We start from the raw sequence: 13,924 nt of genomic DNA, 5'->3' as shown, positions 1-13,924 counted from the left end.
TACAAATGTTTCAAAGGGGTATTGAGCGCGTTTGGACCGTACAGCATCAACAGCATAGTCCGATACATAAGGCAGGAATGGTCCTAGACCCAAATAAAATGATAGAGTCAGATCCCTTCCTATTCCTGGCAGAGGATTTTTTTAAAAAAGGTACCTTTGATTTCCATCCACATCGCGGCATTGAAACGGTAACCTATGTCATTGAGGGCAAACTGGAGCACCAGGATAATAAAGCGGGCCGTGGTGAACTTGAACCAGGTGATGTGCAGTGGATGACTGCTGGAAAAGGTGTGATTCATATTGAGGACCCGGCAGAAGGGGAGACCGTCCACTCCTTGCAGCTATGGGTCAACCTTCCGCGGGAGCACAAAATGGCAGAGCCGCGCTATCAAAATCTCCGTGCCCAAGATATGCCGGTACGGGAAGAAGAGGGGGCTCTAATCAGAATTTTTTCTGGTTCATCAGGCGGTATCCAATCCACTACCAAAAACTATGTACCTGTGACAATGGTTGAAATCAACCTAGAAACAAGTGCAACAGTTAGCCAGGACCTGCCAGGGGACTATCATGGCTTCATGTATATTTTAGAAGGAAAAGGTCAATTTGGAAAAAATAAAACAGAGGCCGAAAAAGGCCATGTGCTGCTGCTCGAAAAAGGTGAGGCGGGACAAACCAGTGAAGTTACTATTACCGCCAAGGATCAGCTGCGAGTATTGTTATATGCCGGTGAACCACTTCATGAGCCAATCGTTGCTAGGGGACCTTTTGTCATGAACACCGAGGAAGAAATTCGCCAGGCCTACCGTGACTACATGGCCGGTAAGTTTGCAGAATAAGAAAACAAAAATAAGCACTTGGGACATAACCGCCCAAGTGCTTATTGGTTTTGAGAAGAACCGCCTCTATACGATTGCTCCGCTTTTTAGCTTTTCGCAGGTTTCTTACTAACTTCTACCCGTGCATTGCCCATAAAAAAGATCGTAATCGCCGCAATCCCGATTGGAATTAATGTCAGCAAAAAGGTATGGGTAATCGAAACGGACATTGCATGAACAATCTTATCTAAAATAAAATCTGGAATTTTCGAGCGCTCACTTGCTTGGAAAATTTGGCGCGGATCGCCCATTTTAAAATTTCCCGCCCCCTGCATGCCTTTGAACGCATCTTTGAGTTTATCGGTAAACAAATTATTTTGCAGGCTTCCAAAAATTGTTACTCCAAGTGTCATTCCAAAAGACCGTAAAAATGAGTTCGTCGAGTTGGCCGTCCCGCGGTATTGCGGCTCTAAATTGTGCATAGATGCTGTCGGCAATAAAGAAAAGGAAAAACCAACCCCAAAACCAACTAAAATCATGTAAATCGTCAGCAGCCAGCGAGCGGTATCCACCGTCAACGTGCCAAGCAAGTACATGCCAACAACGTATGAAATAATTGAAACGATCATTAAATTACGATAGGAAGTCTTCGTTAAGAAAATCCCGCCCACAGAACTCCCGGCAACGGACCCGAGCATCATTGGGGTCAAGATCAATCCCGCATTCTTAGCCGACCCGCCGTAGACCGCTTGAACGAAGATTGGGATAAACACAGTTAAGATAATAAACGTTCCCCCATATAAAAACGACAAGATTTGCGAGGTGGCAAATAACCGTCTTTTGAACAACCAGAGCGGTAAAATCGGTTCAGCAGCCTTAATTTCGGCAATGAAAAAGGCAACAAAAAAGACGAAGAAACTTGCAAACAAACCAATAATTGGAGTCGAATCCCAAGCGTATTCTTTCCCACCGAGTTCGAGCGCAAACATTAAACTAACAACTGATATGACCAGTGTAGTCGCCCCTAGCCAGTCAACCCTTTGCTTGGAATGCTGCAAGGATTCATGATAATATCGAACGATTAAAAAGATCGAAACAATTCCAATCGGTACATTTACATAAAAAACCCAATGCCAACTGAGATAATCAGTGATATAGGCGCCAAGTAACGGTCCTAACACACTGGATGCACCGAAAACTGCCCCTAACAAGCCCGTCATTTTTCCGCGGTTTTCGGGCGGGAAAATATCGAATACAATCGTAAAGGCAATTGGCATCAGAGCCCCGCCGCCTATACCTTGAATGGCCCTGAAAATACTTAATTGAACGATGCTTTGAGCAATCCCGCATAATGCCGAGCCAATTAAGAAGACGATAAGTCCAAAAATGAAAAAGCGTTTTCGTCCGTACATATCGGAAAGCTTCCCGAAAATAGGCATTCCGGCCATAACTGCTACCATATAGGCAGAGGTGACCCAGATAAATTTATCAAAACCGCCTAAGTCTGAAACAATCGTCGCCATCGCTGTAGCTACGATTGTATTGTCCATAGCTGCCATTAAAATCGCCAACAGTAAACCAGCGACGACTGGTTTAAGATTCGTGTCTTTTTTGATCATAGAATTTCCCCTTAGTCTTTAAAAGTGTTATTTTTTATAATTGATATTCAATGCTAAGCCAATTTTAAAAGGAAGGATAACGACTGTCAATTTTTAAATAAAAAGCCGAACTTTCTAAAGACACGAACAGGGGCTCAAGTCAACTTGAGTCCCTTTCTTTAAAACCTAACAGGCATTTTGATTTCCCTTAATGTATGTAAGTTGTTAAGCCTTTAAAACATCATGATCAACATAGCGTTCGCCGTTTAGTTCACTAATCACGTTTATAGCCACTTTAGCCCCGTCGCCAGCGGTAATGATGGTATGCATACTTACACCAGCAACTGTCCCGGCAGCCCAAATCCCGTCAATATTTGTTTTTCCTGAAGCATCAACGTCAAGAACTGTCTTGACTCTTGGCTCAGTACCTGGCTTTGTTGTTAAACCAGCTGTTTCTGCAAGATCAGCTGACATGCCTGTTGCAAGGATTACATGTTTAGCTTCATATTCACCTTGATCCGTTTCTACTTTAAAACCACCTTCAGTTTTACTGATAGTTGACACAGTCGCTTGGACGATCTCTGCGCCAAATTTGCTTGCTTGTTTTTTCCCAGTTTCAACTAGATCTGGTCCAGTAATTTCTGCCACTCCATAATGGTTTTCAATCCAAGCCCGTTTGGTAACACTTTTATCATTATCAATTACCACTGTCTTTTTCCCAGCTTTTGCTGTAAAAAGGGCTGCACTTGCTCCAGTAGGACCTGCACCAACTATTAACACATCAAACATATCAAAAACCTCCATTTTTAATAAAATTAAAGCTAGAATAAGCTTAGCTTAAATAGAAACATATGTAAAATCAACTGCCCATAAATGTTAATAATATTTGAACTTTTCGAATAAACAAATTACGCTAGAATAAGCAGTAATCAAGAAATAGGAGCGCGAGTGGTTATGGATATTCAGCCGTTAGGTGATTTAGCGATTCGGGTCTGTTTTGGTGAGGGAATTAACGAAACGATTCACAAGCGAGTTCAATCCTTTACTTCCAGGCTTCATTTTTCAAAAATTAACGGAATTGTGGAATGCGTGCCAGCCTATAATTCGGTTGCCATTTATTATCGGCCAGAATTGATTAGCTACACTAAATTAGTAGCGGAAATGGAGAATATTTGTAACACCTCAGGTGATGTAAATATTCTTCGACCCATCGTTTACGAGATTCCCATTTATTATGGCGGAAAAACGGGCCAGGACCTCCCTTTTATTGCACAGTATCACCAAATGAGTGAGGAAGAGGTCATCAATCTTCATGCCAATAAGGAATACTTAATTTATATGATTGGATTTGTTCCGGGCTTTCCCTATCTCGGCGGACTATCCCAGCAGTTATCTGTTCCGCGGCTTGAACATCCTCGGCCTAAAGTTCCAGCAGGCTCGGTTGGAATTGGTGGAGACCAAACGGGGATCTACCCATCTGAGGTTCCGTCAGGCTGGCGCATCATTGGCATCACGCCTGTTAAACTATTTGATCTAGACGAACCCAATCCAAATTTAATCTCAGCTGGAAATTATATTAAATTTTTCTCTATCAATTGGAATGAATATCAAAGGATAAAGAATTTAGTCGACGAAAAGAAATACAAATTATCTACCTATTTAAAAGAAGGGGGTTGAACGGATGTTTGTTGTGGATTTAAATAGTGACCTAGGCGAGAGTTATGGAGCATATACCCTTGGAAACGATAAAGAAGTATTAAAATACATTTCTTCCGCAAATATTGCCTGCGGATATCACGCCGGTGACCATAATGTCATGTTCGAGACGGTAAGGCTTGCACAAAAGTATGGCGTTAAAATTGGTGCTCATCCAGGCTTTCCTGATCTAGCCGGATTCGGCCGTCGAGAGATGAATCTTTCACCTCGTGAAATTTACAATCTTGTTATTTATCAAATCGGGGCATTACAAGCTGTGACCAAAGCCAGCGGAACGACACTTTCACATGTAAAGCCACACGGTGCCTTGTATAATATGACGGCGAAGAATAGAGAAATGGCTGATGCGATTACCCAGGCGATTGTTGACCTCGATTCAAATCTTGTCCTTTTTGGCCTTGCCGGGAGTGAGTTGGTAAAAGCAGGGAGCCACAAAGGTCTCCTGGTAGCGGAGGAAGTATTTGCTGACCGTACGTATCAAACTGACGGGACACTGACATCAAGAACAGAAAAAAACGCAATCATCCATGATACCGGCCAGGCAATTCAAAGAGCGATTCGGATGATTAATGAGGGAAAAGTGGAAGCGGTCAACGGAACAAATATCGATATTCAGGCCGATACAATTTGTGTGCATGGCGATGAGCCGAAGGCAGTCGAGTTCGTAAAGGAATTAAGGAAGGCTTTGGAGCAAGGAAATATTACTCTACGAAAAAGCTGGCGTGAACGATGAGAACAGCTATTTTTAAAGTGATAAAGCCGGGATTGCTTACGACTGTTCAGGATTTAGGGAGATATGGCTATCAACAATTCGGAATCAGTCCTTCAGGTGCGATGGACCCTTACTCAATGCAGTTGGCTAATATACTTGTAGGGAATGATCAAGGGGAGGCTGTACTAGAAGCATCCTTTTTAGGACCTGTTTTAGAAGCAGGCAGTGACATGGTCATAGCCATTTGTGGGGGTGAGTTTTCCACGAAAGTGGATGGAAGGGAAGTCCTGATGTGGAAGAGTTTTCCTTTAAAAAAAGGGGAGATCCTTTCTATGGGTTCCTATAAGCAAGGTGCCAGGGCCTATCTTGCCATTGCGGGTGGAATCGATGTTCCTGTTGTTTTAAAAAGCAAATCTACTTCTTTAAATGGAGGCTTTGGAGGGTATGAAGGGCGTCCATTACAAAAATCTGATCTTTTATACGGGAAGCCGGTGATTAGGAAGCCGTGGAAAGAGCTGCATCCCGAGTTAATTCCGCAATTTAATAAACAGCTTACTATCAGGGTGATCCTTGGTCCCCATCAACAGATGTTTACTGAAAAGAGCATCAAGCAATTTCTCTCCGAAGAATACATCGTGACCCCACAATCGAATAGAATGGGGTATCGATTGAAGGGACCCAAGCTCGAGCACCAGCTAGGATCGGATATCATCTCCGATCCGATTCCGCTTGGAGGAATCCAAGTACCTGCCAGCGGCCAGCCCATCATCCTTATGGCAGACCGGCAAACAACCGGCGGTTACACAAGAATAGGTACGGTTATATCAGTAGATATCCCGCTGCTTGCTCAAGCGGTGCCTGACACCACTGTTAGCTTCACTGAGGTTTCACTTGAGGAAGCGCAAAGATTATATTTAGAGAGACAGAAGTTTATGAAGTTATTGCAGGTTGCCGCTAAATAATAACTGACTTTTTACAATCCAGTGTCGAATCGTTCATATACTGAAGTTAATGGAAGGTATGGTAAGCATTTATTATTTACTATTGTGAGGGTATCATGTAAAATGGTTTACGGTAATACATATAAGATTAGTAGGAATTAAACGTATTCTATTAAACTGCTATTATTCTATTACTCTTTAATAAAATTTTTAGCGTAGGGGGAAGACAAAATGGTTCGTAAAAATGTAAATATTCTTGTAGCTATCTTATTAAGTAGCTTTCTAGTTCTTGCCGGCTGTTCTTCAAAGTCGACAGATAAGTCAAGCTCTAAAAATGAAGCTGCCAATAAACCGGATACCTTTGTTTATGGAATAGACGGAGATCCCGGGAACGCCGTTAACGTCATCACAACTGGTGACCGTTATGGTTTAATGGAAATTAAAACTCTTTATTCTCCATTATATATGTATAACGGAAAAGATAATGTAAAGTACTTCTTAGCCGAAAGTATGACACCATCAGAAGATTTCTTAACGTATACAGCAAAATTAAGAAAAGACGTAAAGTGGCATGATGGCCAGCCATTTACTGCCGATGATGTGGTATTCACTTATGAGCAAATGTTAAAAGAAGAAAATGGTGGTTGGGCAAGAAGCCAGCTATTATTTAATAATCAACCGGTTAAAGTCGAAAAAGTAGATGATTATACAGTAAAGTTCACGTTACCAACAGTTAGCATGGGGGCATTGGAAGCATTAGGTAATATTTTCATCATGCCGAAACATGTTTACGACGGGGAAACAAACATTGCGAATAGCACAAAGAATGCTACTCCAGTCGGTACTGGTCCTTATAAATTAAAAGAATATAAGGCTGGGGAAAGTGTTACTTTTGAAAAGAATGACGATTATTTCTTAGGTGCACCAAAGATTGCAAAGGTAGTTTATCGTATTATTATGGATCCTAATACAGCGACAATGGCTCTCCAAAAAGGAGAAATTAATGCTTTAGCCATTCAGCCATCAGATTCAAACAAATTAAAAGGTTCAAATGTAACCCTTAAACCTTATGATGAAGGTCGAATTGGTTACCTGGCTTTTAACTTAAGCTCAAAAGCAGTGCAGGAAAAAGAAGTTAGACAGGCAATTGCTTTCGGAGTAAATCGTGATGAAATCAATACAGCAAGCTATATTTCTACTGATTATTCTAAGCCTGCTTATTCATTCTTGCCAAAGAAAGCAACATATTTCACTGACAAAGTAGAAAAACATACATTTGATACAAAAAAAGCTAAGGACTTACTTTCAAAAGCAGGAGTTTCCAATCTAAAATTAAAACTTGCGTTTATTGCCAATAATCCAATCCAGCAAAAGCAAGCCGCTGTCATTCAACAAAACTTAAAAGCTGCAGGCATTTCGGTTGAATTGGTAGGAATGGATGCTACTGCGTTAAGCAAGAAACTTCAAAGCGTTCAAACTGACTTTGATATGTATCTTAGCGGTTACATCATGGGAATTGACCCGGACACTTTTAATTCCTTGTTTGTAACGAACGGCGAAGCAAACTACATGCATTACAGCAATCCAAAAGTGGATGAATTATTTAATCAAGGCCGTGTTGAGAAAGACGAAGCTAAGCGTAAAGCTATTTATGAAGAAATTCAAAAGCTCATTATCGAAGATGCTGCTTTCTATCCACTAACAGAAAACAAACGAATTCTTGCAATTGATTCAAGAGTCAAAGGCATCGAAGAAGCGGGTCTAGTACCTGTTTACACATTCGAGGATATGTCGAAGCTATCCTATTAATAAAATTGCTTATTTTAAGATAAAGATAAACAGTCCACTGTTTATCTTTATTTTTTACCACCAAAAGTAATTGAATGGTAGAGTAGAATTCGTTTCCGGTAGACATGTCCTCTATAAGAGAAGCGTAAGGAGTGGGGTTATTTTTGTTAAAGTATATTTTTAAAAGGATTTTACAGGCGATCCCTTTGCTATTCATTATATCAATCATTTGCTTTACCCTTATCCAATTGGCTCCATATGATGCGGTGGATGCAATGACGACACCGAACATGACGAAGGAAACCGTTGAACTGATAAAAGCCAGATATGGATTAGACAGGCCTGCCTATTTGCAATATTTTTATTGGGTTAAAGGGATAATAGGCGGTGAATGGGGGTATTCCATTGTCACGCATGAAAGTATAACAAATGATCTTTCAGCTAGAATACCAAATACTATTCTATTAGTTCTTCCCGCTTACATCCTTGCCTTGTTTTTTTCGATAATTCTTGGATTATTAGCTGGTGCTAACAAAGGGAAATTAGCGGATAAAATCATTGATGGCTTAAGTTCATTTGGGATTGCCATTCCTAGTTTTTGGATGGCAATGATACTTGTGTTTATTTTTGGCCATCGTCTAAATATTTTTCCAATCCTCGGGATGCACACCATCGGGAACGAAGAATCTTTTTTCGATCTTCTCAGTCATATGGTGTTGCCATGTACGGTATTAATGCTCTCATTCATACCGGAGCTGGTTCGCTATGTCCGTTCATCTGCAATTGGGCAGCTATCTGAAGATTATGTCATGGTTCAACAGGCATATGGTGCCAATCCAACTTCGATTGTATTTAAACATGTACTGAGGAACGTCCTGCTACCTATCATAACTATTGTAGGAATGAGCCTTCCAATGTTAGTAACTGGTGCAGTCGTAACAGAAACAGTTTTTGGATGGCCGGGAATTGGTACGTATTTTGTAAAAGCGATTCAAGGGTTTGATTATCCAGTGGTCATGGCCATCATGCTGCTTTCAGCAAGTCTTGTCATTATTGGGAATTTGGTTTCCGACATTTTATATAGTATTGTCGACCCAAGAATTAAGGGAATGGGGGAGTAGAAGTTGGCCGGGAAGAAAAATAGAAGAATGCAACAGTTTAAAAAAGAGCTTAAACGTAATAAAACGGCGGCCATTGCCCTTATTTTCCTTACTCTTATCTTATTTATATCGATTTTCGCCTTTTTGTCTCCATATCCACCTGATAAGGTCGATGTAACAAGTGTTCTTGAAGGACCAAGTGCGAAGCATTGGTTTGGTACCGACGAGCTTGGTAGAGATTATCTAACAAGAGCCTTATACGGTGGGCGGATTTCCCTTGCAGTTGGGATTTTAGCGATGCTTATTTCTACAAGTATTGGAGTATTAATAGGGACAATAAGCGGCTATTTTGGCGGCCGAGTTGATAACTTTCTAATGAGAACCGTTGATGTGATTTCTTCCATTCCATGGATGATTCTAGTGACAGTTGTAAGCATTTATCTTACACCGGGTTTAAAAGCCATTATTCTTGTTATTGGTTTTTTCACATGGATGAGCACGGCTAGGTTAGTTCGTGCTGAGACCCTCTCGATAAAAGAAAGAGAATATGTTTTATATGCTAAATCATCGGGACAATCATTAGGAAAAGTAATTTTGAAACATATTATTCCTGCCGTTTTTCCTACTTTCATCGTGGCATCTACGGTAAGTATTGCCAATGCAATATTAATGGAGTCAGCCTTAAGCTTTCTTGGGCTCGGGATTCAACAGCCATTATCTTCATGGGGCAGCATGCTTCAAAATGCACAAGGAAATTTAGGCAATGCACCATATATGGCAATACTTCCCGGACTTCTCATCGTACTAACCGTTTATTCTTTTAATAGACTAGGTGATATTCTTCGGGCAGTAGTCGAGCCAAAGACCAGTGGGAAATAAATAGGAGGCCAGAAGTAATGAGCGATAACGTAAAGGATAAAAATAGTTTGCTAGATGTTAAAAACCTCCGTACAAGCTTTTACAACGGCAACTCGAAAACAGAGGTGGTCCGTGGCATAGACTTTACTGTTCAAAAGGGTGAAATACTGGGGATTGTCGGTGAATCGGGGAGCGGAAAAAGTATCTTGGTTAAATCGATTCTAGGCATTATCCCGAGTAACGCAAAAGTCGATGCAGGAGAAATTATTTTAGATGGGAAGAATTTCGAAAGCCTATCTAAAAAAGAAAAAAGGGCCATAAGGGGTCGCGATATCGCGATGATTTTTCAAGATCCAATGACAGCTCTAAATCCATTAAAAAAAGCAGGAGATCATCTTGTTGAATTACTAATAAGAGTTAGAGGTATGAACAAGAAAGAAGCTAAACTTGAGGCTGTTGAACTGCTGAGAATGGTAGGAATTCCTTCTCCTGAAACAAGAGTTAATCAATACCCCCATGAATTTTCAGGTGGAATGAGACAACGGGTATTGATTGCAATGGCGTTAGCTTGTAATCCTAAGCTATTAATTGCTGATGAACCAACGACTGCCCTTGACGTCACCATTCAAGCACAAATTCTAGAACTGTTAAAAAAGCTGCAGCAGGAAAACAATATGTCGGTAGTGTTCATTACACATGATCTTGGTGTTGTGGCGACTATATGCAGCCGCATTTTGGTTATGTATGCAGGAATGGTGATGGAAGAGGGGCTCGCGCATGAAATATTTTATTCACCCAAACATCCGTATACAAAAGCATTGTTGAATTCCATTCCAAGAGTAGACGGGGAGAAAACGAGATTAAAGCCTATAAAAGGTACGGCTCCATCACTTCAAAGTATAAAGAGCGGTTGTCCATTTGCCGAACGTTGCGAGCACGCTATGGAAAAATGTTTCATGGAGGTACCGGAATACAAAAACTTCTCAGCAACCCAGAAAAGTATGTGCTTCTTAGCAGGGGAGGAGGATCGACTAGATGACTGAGACACAGCAAAAACTCATTGAAGTAAAAAATCTAAAAAAATACTTTCCATTAAAAACTTCTATGTTCAGCAAGAATAAACAAGTTGTGAAGGCTGTTGATGATGTTTCGTTCCATATATATAAAGGGGAAACCTTTGGTCTTGTCGGAGAATCCGGGTGTGGAAAATCCACATTGGGGAGAACTCTTAATCGTTTGTACGACCCGACAGGAGGAGAGATTCTTTTTGATGGCAAAAATATCGCCAACTTAACGAGTAAAGAACTCCAACCGTATCGTAAAAGAATGCAGATGATCTTTCAGGATCCGTACTCATCACTAAACCCCTATATGAATGTGGAAGAAATCATCGATGAACCCTTGGAAATTCATACCTCTCTTTCCAAAAATGAAAGAAGAGAAGTCATTATCGATATGCTTGAAAAAGTGGGCCTGAAAAAGGACGATTTGGAAAAATTCCCGCATGAATTTAGTGGAGGACAGCGTCAAAGAATTGGTATTGCCCGGGCGTTATCCATTAATCCTGATTTCATTTTATGTGATGAGGCCATATCTGCACTGGATGTTTCCATCCAAGCACAAGTAATTAATATGTTAGAAGATTTACAGAGTGAGATGAACCTTACTTATTTATTCGTGGCACATGATTTATCCATGGTCCGCCACATCTCTGACCGGATTGGTGTCATGTATCTCGGTAAAATAGTCGAGATCTCCAAGAGTGAGGAGCTATACGATAAACCGTTGCATCCATATACGAAAGCACTATTGTCTGCGATTCCAATACCGGACCCAATCAAGGCGCAGAATAGCAAGCGAGAAATAATAACAGGGGAGCTTCCAAGTCCAATTGAGATGGATACTGGCTGCCGCTTTCGGTCGCGCTGTCCATTTGCTAAACCAATCTGTGCAGAAGTAGACCCGCAGCTAAGAAAAGTTGATGGTGAGCATCTCGTGGCATGTCACTTATATTAAAAAAGGCGGACAGATAAAATGGAAAAGGTAAAGCTAGCGTTAAATTATGCTCTTATGCTTGAAATGATGAAAGCAAAAGGATTCAATAACTCAACCATCGTAGCTCTTTTAAATAAAGGGGATGAAGAACTACTTGAAAGTATCGGGGAAGGAATTCCTACATGGAAAGCGATGGTCGACTATTATAACGGAAATAAAGTGAAATGCCACCAGGCCATCAAGTCCGGGTATGAATTTTCTTTTTTGACAAAAGGTGCACTTAAATCCTTGTTATCCATTAAGTTTGGAATGAAGGAAGGCGAAGATTTCGTTGATACAGGAGAGTTTTTAAACACTGTTAAAATGACAGGTGAAAATCTTCAGACACTCCGTGAAATGATATCTAAGAACTGGACGATCGTCTTGCAAGACGAAGACAAGGAACAAGACATGTATTTGCTTAAAATTGAGCTAACGTTTAAACCGAATTTCCAGTTAAACTAACTGACTAAATAAAAAAATCCATCATTTCCCTAATGGGAATGATGGTTCTTTAGTTTATTTGGGGGAAAAACTTTATTAAGAGTGTAAATTATTTAATTCCGCGGATCTTTGATGTTCTTTAGAAGAAGCTTGTTTCCGTGTATGAAGGAAATAATAGAGAACAATGCCGAAAAGAACATAGAAGGAACATAAGAAATAGAGAGTACTATAATTCATTTTTGCGGCTGCTAAGCCGACAACAAACGAGCCTAATGCAATCCCAATATCATAGATTGAGAGGAAGGTAGCCGTTGCTAACCCTCTTTTTCTAGGCGCAGCATCCTGAATGGCGATCGTTTGAAAGGTAGGAAACAGCGTTCCCCAGCCTAAACCAATCATCCCTGCTGAAACAAGAAATATGACTGCTCCACTACTTTGACTTAAAAGAAACATCCCAATAGCAAACAATACGATGGATGGAAAAACGATCACGTTCGGACCATATTGATCAAACCATTTTCCAGTAAAAGGTCTTGAAATCAATAAAACAATCGCATAGACCACAAAGAATAGACTAGCCACTTCGCTCAAGTGTATTTCCGTTGCAAATACGGAAACGAAAGAAAGTAGGGCCGAATAGACGATTGCAAGAAAACATCCGACAACCGCAATCGGAATAGCGGAAACTTCGATTAAGTTCTTAAATGAAAAAGCAGAGTGGACAACCGGGTGATCTGCTTGCTCGGTTTCTTTAACATGTACGCTTAGACCTGTAATTAGAGCACCAATCGCGACAACGACACTGATGATAAATAGGGTTTTCGCTCCCCACTGTTGCATGGCGGTTAAGCCGATAAATGGCCCTAGCACCATCGCCATATTTGTCGACATAATAAAATAGCCCATGCCTTCACCACGGCGCGAAATTGGAATCAGGTCAGCAACGATTGCCCCTACAGCCGTAGTCGCCATCCCAAAACCAATCCCGTGTAATAAACGAATGGCTAGAAAACCAATGATTGTTTTTGGGAAAAAGTATAACAAGGATGCACCTGCAAAAATAATCAGTGAGGCAAGCAGCACCTTTCTATGGCCGGCTTTTTCAAGCCATTGACCTGCAAGCGGGCGGGAGATAATCGCAGATATTAAAAAGACAGTGGTCATCAATCCCGCTTCTGATGCATTGCTGTCGAATTCCTGTATCGCGTAAATAGGCAAGGTGACGAGTAAAACATAAAAGGTTAAAAATAGAAAGAAGTTACTTAAAGAAATGCTTATAAAACTTTTCGTCCATAGTTTTGGTTTATTCATATAATCCGCTCCTTTATAACAGTTGTTGCAACCAACTTTTTTGCAAATGAAAAAGCTTTTCCTGTGAGGTTTCTGGAAAATGCTTCATTAATGATTGATTCGTTTCAATGACTGTTTTTTCCCATAGGGGAAACATCTTTAATGCCACATCTGTTAATTGAATCAGCTTCTCTCGTTTGTCTTTACCTGGGACCTGAAGTACGTAACCTTGTTTAACAAGACGTTGAATGGTACGGGTCATCGGGGGAGCCTCAACAAATAAGTATTCACAAAGTTCTTTTTGGGTTAAAGAGCCTTTTGATTTTAAAACAAAAATGACGGACCATTGTGATCCGTACAAGCCTAAAGGTTTTAATGCTTCATTAAGCGTATTGGTAAGATGGCGTGAGAGCTGATGCAGAGTATGAAATAATTCGTGGCTATTCATGTATGTAGCACACCTCAATATCCTTTGAAATTAGTTACCTAGGTAACTATAGTGGAGTTGTTGGAAAAAGTCAAGGAATGTTCACAGAATTGGGGCTGGAAATCCGGTTCGCGGAATAATAGGGGAGTTTGGCGGAATCCAGTCCACGTTTGGCGGAATAACTAACAAGTTTGGCGGAAT

General features: G+C 40.7%; 14 protein-coding genes. 10 read left to right on the top strand and 4 right to left on the bottom strand.

Features of this window, described 5'->3' with window-relative positions; translation table 11 throughout:
• Window positions 1-5: 5 nt before the first annotated feature.
• A complete protein-coding gene (locus tag BDR01S_RS16515) occupies window positions 6-836 on the top strand; it encodes a pirin family protein (protein ID WP_066258476.1) in 831 nt (276 codons plus the stop codon).
• Window positions 837-922: 86 nt separating this feature from the next.
• Here BDR01S_RS16515 and BDR01S_RS16510 read toward each other — a convergent pair whose 3' ends face one another.
• Window positions 923-2,434 (bottom strand): MDR family MFS transporter, encoded by a 1,512-nt coding sequence (locus BDR01S_RS16510; RefSeq protein ID WP_066258474.1) that lies wholly within the window; start codon window positions 2,432-2,434, stop codon window positions 923-925.
• A gap of 204 nt (window positions 2,435-2,638) precedes the next feature.
• Complete coding sequence (locus BDR01S_RS16505; RefSeq protein WP_066258472.1) at window positions 2,639-3,202, bottom strand: NAD(P)/FAD-dependent oxidoreductase; 564 nt, start codon at window positions 3,200-3,202, stop codon at window positions 2,639-2,641.
• 165 nt (window positions 3,203-3,367) lie between these two features.
• On the opposite strand from BDR01S_RS16505, the gene pxpB reads away from it, so the two are divergent.
• The 9 genes from pxpB to BDR01S_RS16460 all read left to right on the top strand — a co-directional run bounded on the left by pxpB (window position 3,368) and on the right by BDR01S_RS16460 (window position 12,027).
• Window positions 3,368-4,090, top strand: coding sequence for a 5-oxoprolinase subunit PxpB (gene pxpB / locus BDR01S_RS16500; RefSeq protein WP_066258470.1), 723 nt, complete (start codon window positions 3,368-3,370; stop codon window positions 4,088-4,090).
• A 4-nt stretch (window positions 4,091-4,094) separates the two neighbouring features.
• Window positions 4,095-4,862, top strand: a complete 768-nt coding sequence (locus BDR01S_RS16495; RefSeq protein WP_066258468.1) for a LamB/YcsF family protein — start codon at window positions 4,095-4,097, stop codon at window positions 4,860-4,862.
• Entirely contained in the window at window positions 4,859-5,803 is a 945-nt protein-coding gene (locus BDR01S_RS16490; protein ID WP_066258466.1) for a 5-oxoprolinase subunit C family protein, read from the top strand. The genes BDR01S_RS16495 and BDR01S_RS16490 overlap by 4 nt, the downstream gene beginning before the upstream one ends.
• A 210-nt stretch (window positions 5,804-6,013) precedes the next feature.
• Window positions 6,014-7,591: an ABC transporter substrate-binding protein gene (locus BDR01S_RS16485; RefSeq protein ID WP_066258464.1), complete on the top strand. Its 1,578-nt coding sequence runs from the start codon at window positions 6,014-6,016 to the stop codon at window positions 7,589-7,591.
• 143 nt (window positions 7,592-7,734) lie between these two features.
• Window positions 7,735-8,691 carry an ABC transporter permease gene (locus BDR01S_RS16480; protein WP_066258462.1) on the top strand — a complete coding sequence of 319 codons (957 nt, stop codon included), beginning with the start codon at window positions 7,735-7,737 and terminating at the stop codon, window positions 8,689-8,691.
• Window positions 8,692-8,718: 27 nt separating this feature from the next.
• The gene (locus tag BDR01S_RS16475; RefSeq protein ID WP_066260345.1) at window positions 8,719-9,549 is read left to right on the top strand and encodes an ABC transporter permease; all 831 of its coding nucleotides are present in this window, start codon (window positions 8,719-8,721) and stop codon (window positions 9,547-9,549) included.
• Between the two features lie 17 nt (window positions 9,550-9,566).
• Window positions 9,567-10,571 carry an ABC transporter ATP-binding protein gene (locus BDR01S_RS16470; protein ID WP_066258460.1) on the top strand — a complete coding sequence of 335 codons (1,005 nt, stop codon included), beginning with the start codon at window positions 9,567-9,569 and terminating at the stop codon, window positions 10,569-10,571.
• Window positions 10,564-11,544 (top strand): ABC transporter ATP-binding protein, encoded by a 981-nt coding sequence (locus BDR01S_RS16465; RefSeq protein ID WP_066258458.1) that lies wholly within the window; start codon window positions 10,564-10,566, stop codon window positions 11,542-11,544. The genes BDR01S_RS16470 and BDR01S_RS16465 overlap by 8 nt, the downstream gene beginning before the upstream one ends.
• A gap of 18 nt (window positions 11,545-11,562) precedes the next feature.
• The gene (locus tag BDR01S_RS16460) at window positions 11,563-12,027 is read left to right on the top strand and encodes a hypothetical protein (protein ID WP_066258456.1); all 465 of its coding nucleotides are present in this window, start codon (window positions 11,563-11,565) and stop codon (window positions 12,025-12,027) included.
• Window positions 12,028-12,102: 75 nt separating this feature from the next.
• Here the strand turns inward: BDR01S_RS16460 and BDR01S_RS16455 are convergent, their stop codons facing one another.
• Together BDR01S_RS16455 and BDR01S_RS16450 are read right to left on the bottom strand one after the other, a co-directional pair.
• A complete protein-coding gene (locus BDR01S_RS16455) occupies window positions 12,103-13,317 on the bottom strand; it encodes an MFS transporter (RefSeq protein WP_066258454.1) in 1,215 nt (404 codons plus the stop codon).
• Between the two features lie 13 nt (window positions 13,318-13,330).
• Entirely contained in the window at window positions 13,331-13,744 is a 414-nt protein-coding gene (locus BDR01S_RS16450) for a MarR family winged helix-turn-helix transcriptional regulator (RefSeq protein ID WP_066258452.1), read from the bottom strand.
• Between the last annotated feature and the right edge of the window lie 180 nt (window positions 13,745-13,924).

This window comes from Neobacillus drentensis NBRC 102427 (assembly GCF_001591445.1).
GTDB classification, from domain to species: domain Bacteria; phylum Bacillota; class Bacilli; order Bacillales; family Cytobacillaceae; genus Neobacillus; species Neobacillus drentensis.
Note: the sequence above shows the minus strand (reverse complement) of the source record. Positions and strands in the feature narration are given on the sequence as shown.

What these genes read in the sequence shown, in the direction of transcription:
- BDR01S_RS16465 (WP_066258458.1), top strand. Translation starts at nt 10,564, where the DNA reads ATGACTGAGACACAGCAAAAACTCATTGAAGTAAAAAATCTAAAAAAA.
- BDR01S_RS16510 (WP_066258474.1), bottom strand. Translation starts at nt 2,434, where the DNA reads ATGATCAAAAAAGACACGAATCTTAAACCAGTCGTCGCTGGTTTACTG.
- BDR01S_RS16515 (WP_066258476.1), top strand. Translation starts at nt 6, where the DNA reads ATGTTTCAAAGGGGTATTGAGCGCGTTTGGACCGTACAGCATCAACAG.
- BDR01S_RS16485 (WP_066258464.1), top strand. Translation starts at nt 6,014, where the DNA reads ATGGTTCGTAAAAATGTAAATATTCTTGTAGCTATCTTATTAAGTAGC.
- BDR01S_RS16475 (WP_066260345.1), top strand. Translation starts at nt 8,719, where the DNA reads ATGCAACAGTTTAAAAAAGAGCTTAAACGTAATAAAACGGCGGCCATT.
- BDR01S_RS16490 (WP_066258466.1), top strand. Translation starts at nt 4,859, where the DNA reads ATGAGAACAGCTATTTTTAAAGTGATAAAGCCGGGATTGCTTACGACT.
- BDR01S_RS16470 (WP_066258460.1), top strand. Translation starts at nt 9,567, where the DNA reads ATGAGCGATAACGTAAAGGATAAAAATAGTTTGCTAGATGTTAAAAAC.
- BDR01S_RS16505 (WP_066258472.1), bottom strand. Translation starts at nt 3,202, where the DNA reads ATGTTTGATGTGTTAATAGTTGGTGCAGGTCCTACTGGAGCAAGTGCA.
- pxpB (WP_066258470.1), top strand. Translation starts at nt 3,368, where the DNA reads ATGGATATTCAGCCGTTAGGTGATTTAGCGATTCGGGTCTGTTTTGGT.
- BDR01S_RS16450 (WP_066258452.1), bottom strand. Translation starts at nt 13,744, where the DNA reads ATGAATAGCCACGAATTATTTCATACTCTGCATCAGCTCTCACGCCAT.
- BDR01S_RS16455 (WP_066258454.1), bottom strand. Translation starts at nt 13,317, where the DNA reads ATGAATAAACCAAAACTATGGACGAAAAGTTTTATAAGCATTTCTTTA.
- BDR01S_RS16495 (WP_066258468.1), top strand. Translation starts at nt 4,095, where the DNA reads ATGTTTGTTGTGGATTTAAATAGTGACCTAGGCGAGAGTTATGGAGCA.
- BDR01S_RS16460 (WP_066258456.1), top strand. Translation starts at nt 11,563, where the DNA reads ATGGAAAAGGTAAAGCTAGCGTTAAATTATGCTCTTATGCTTGAAATG.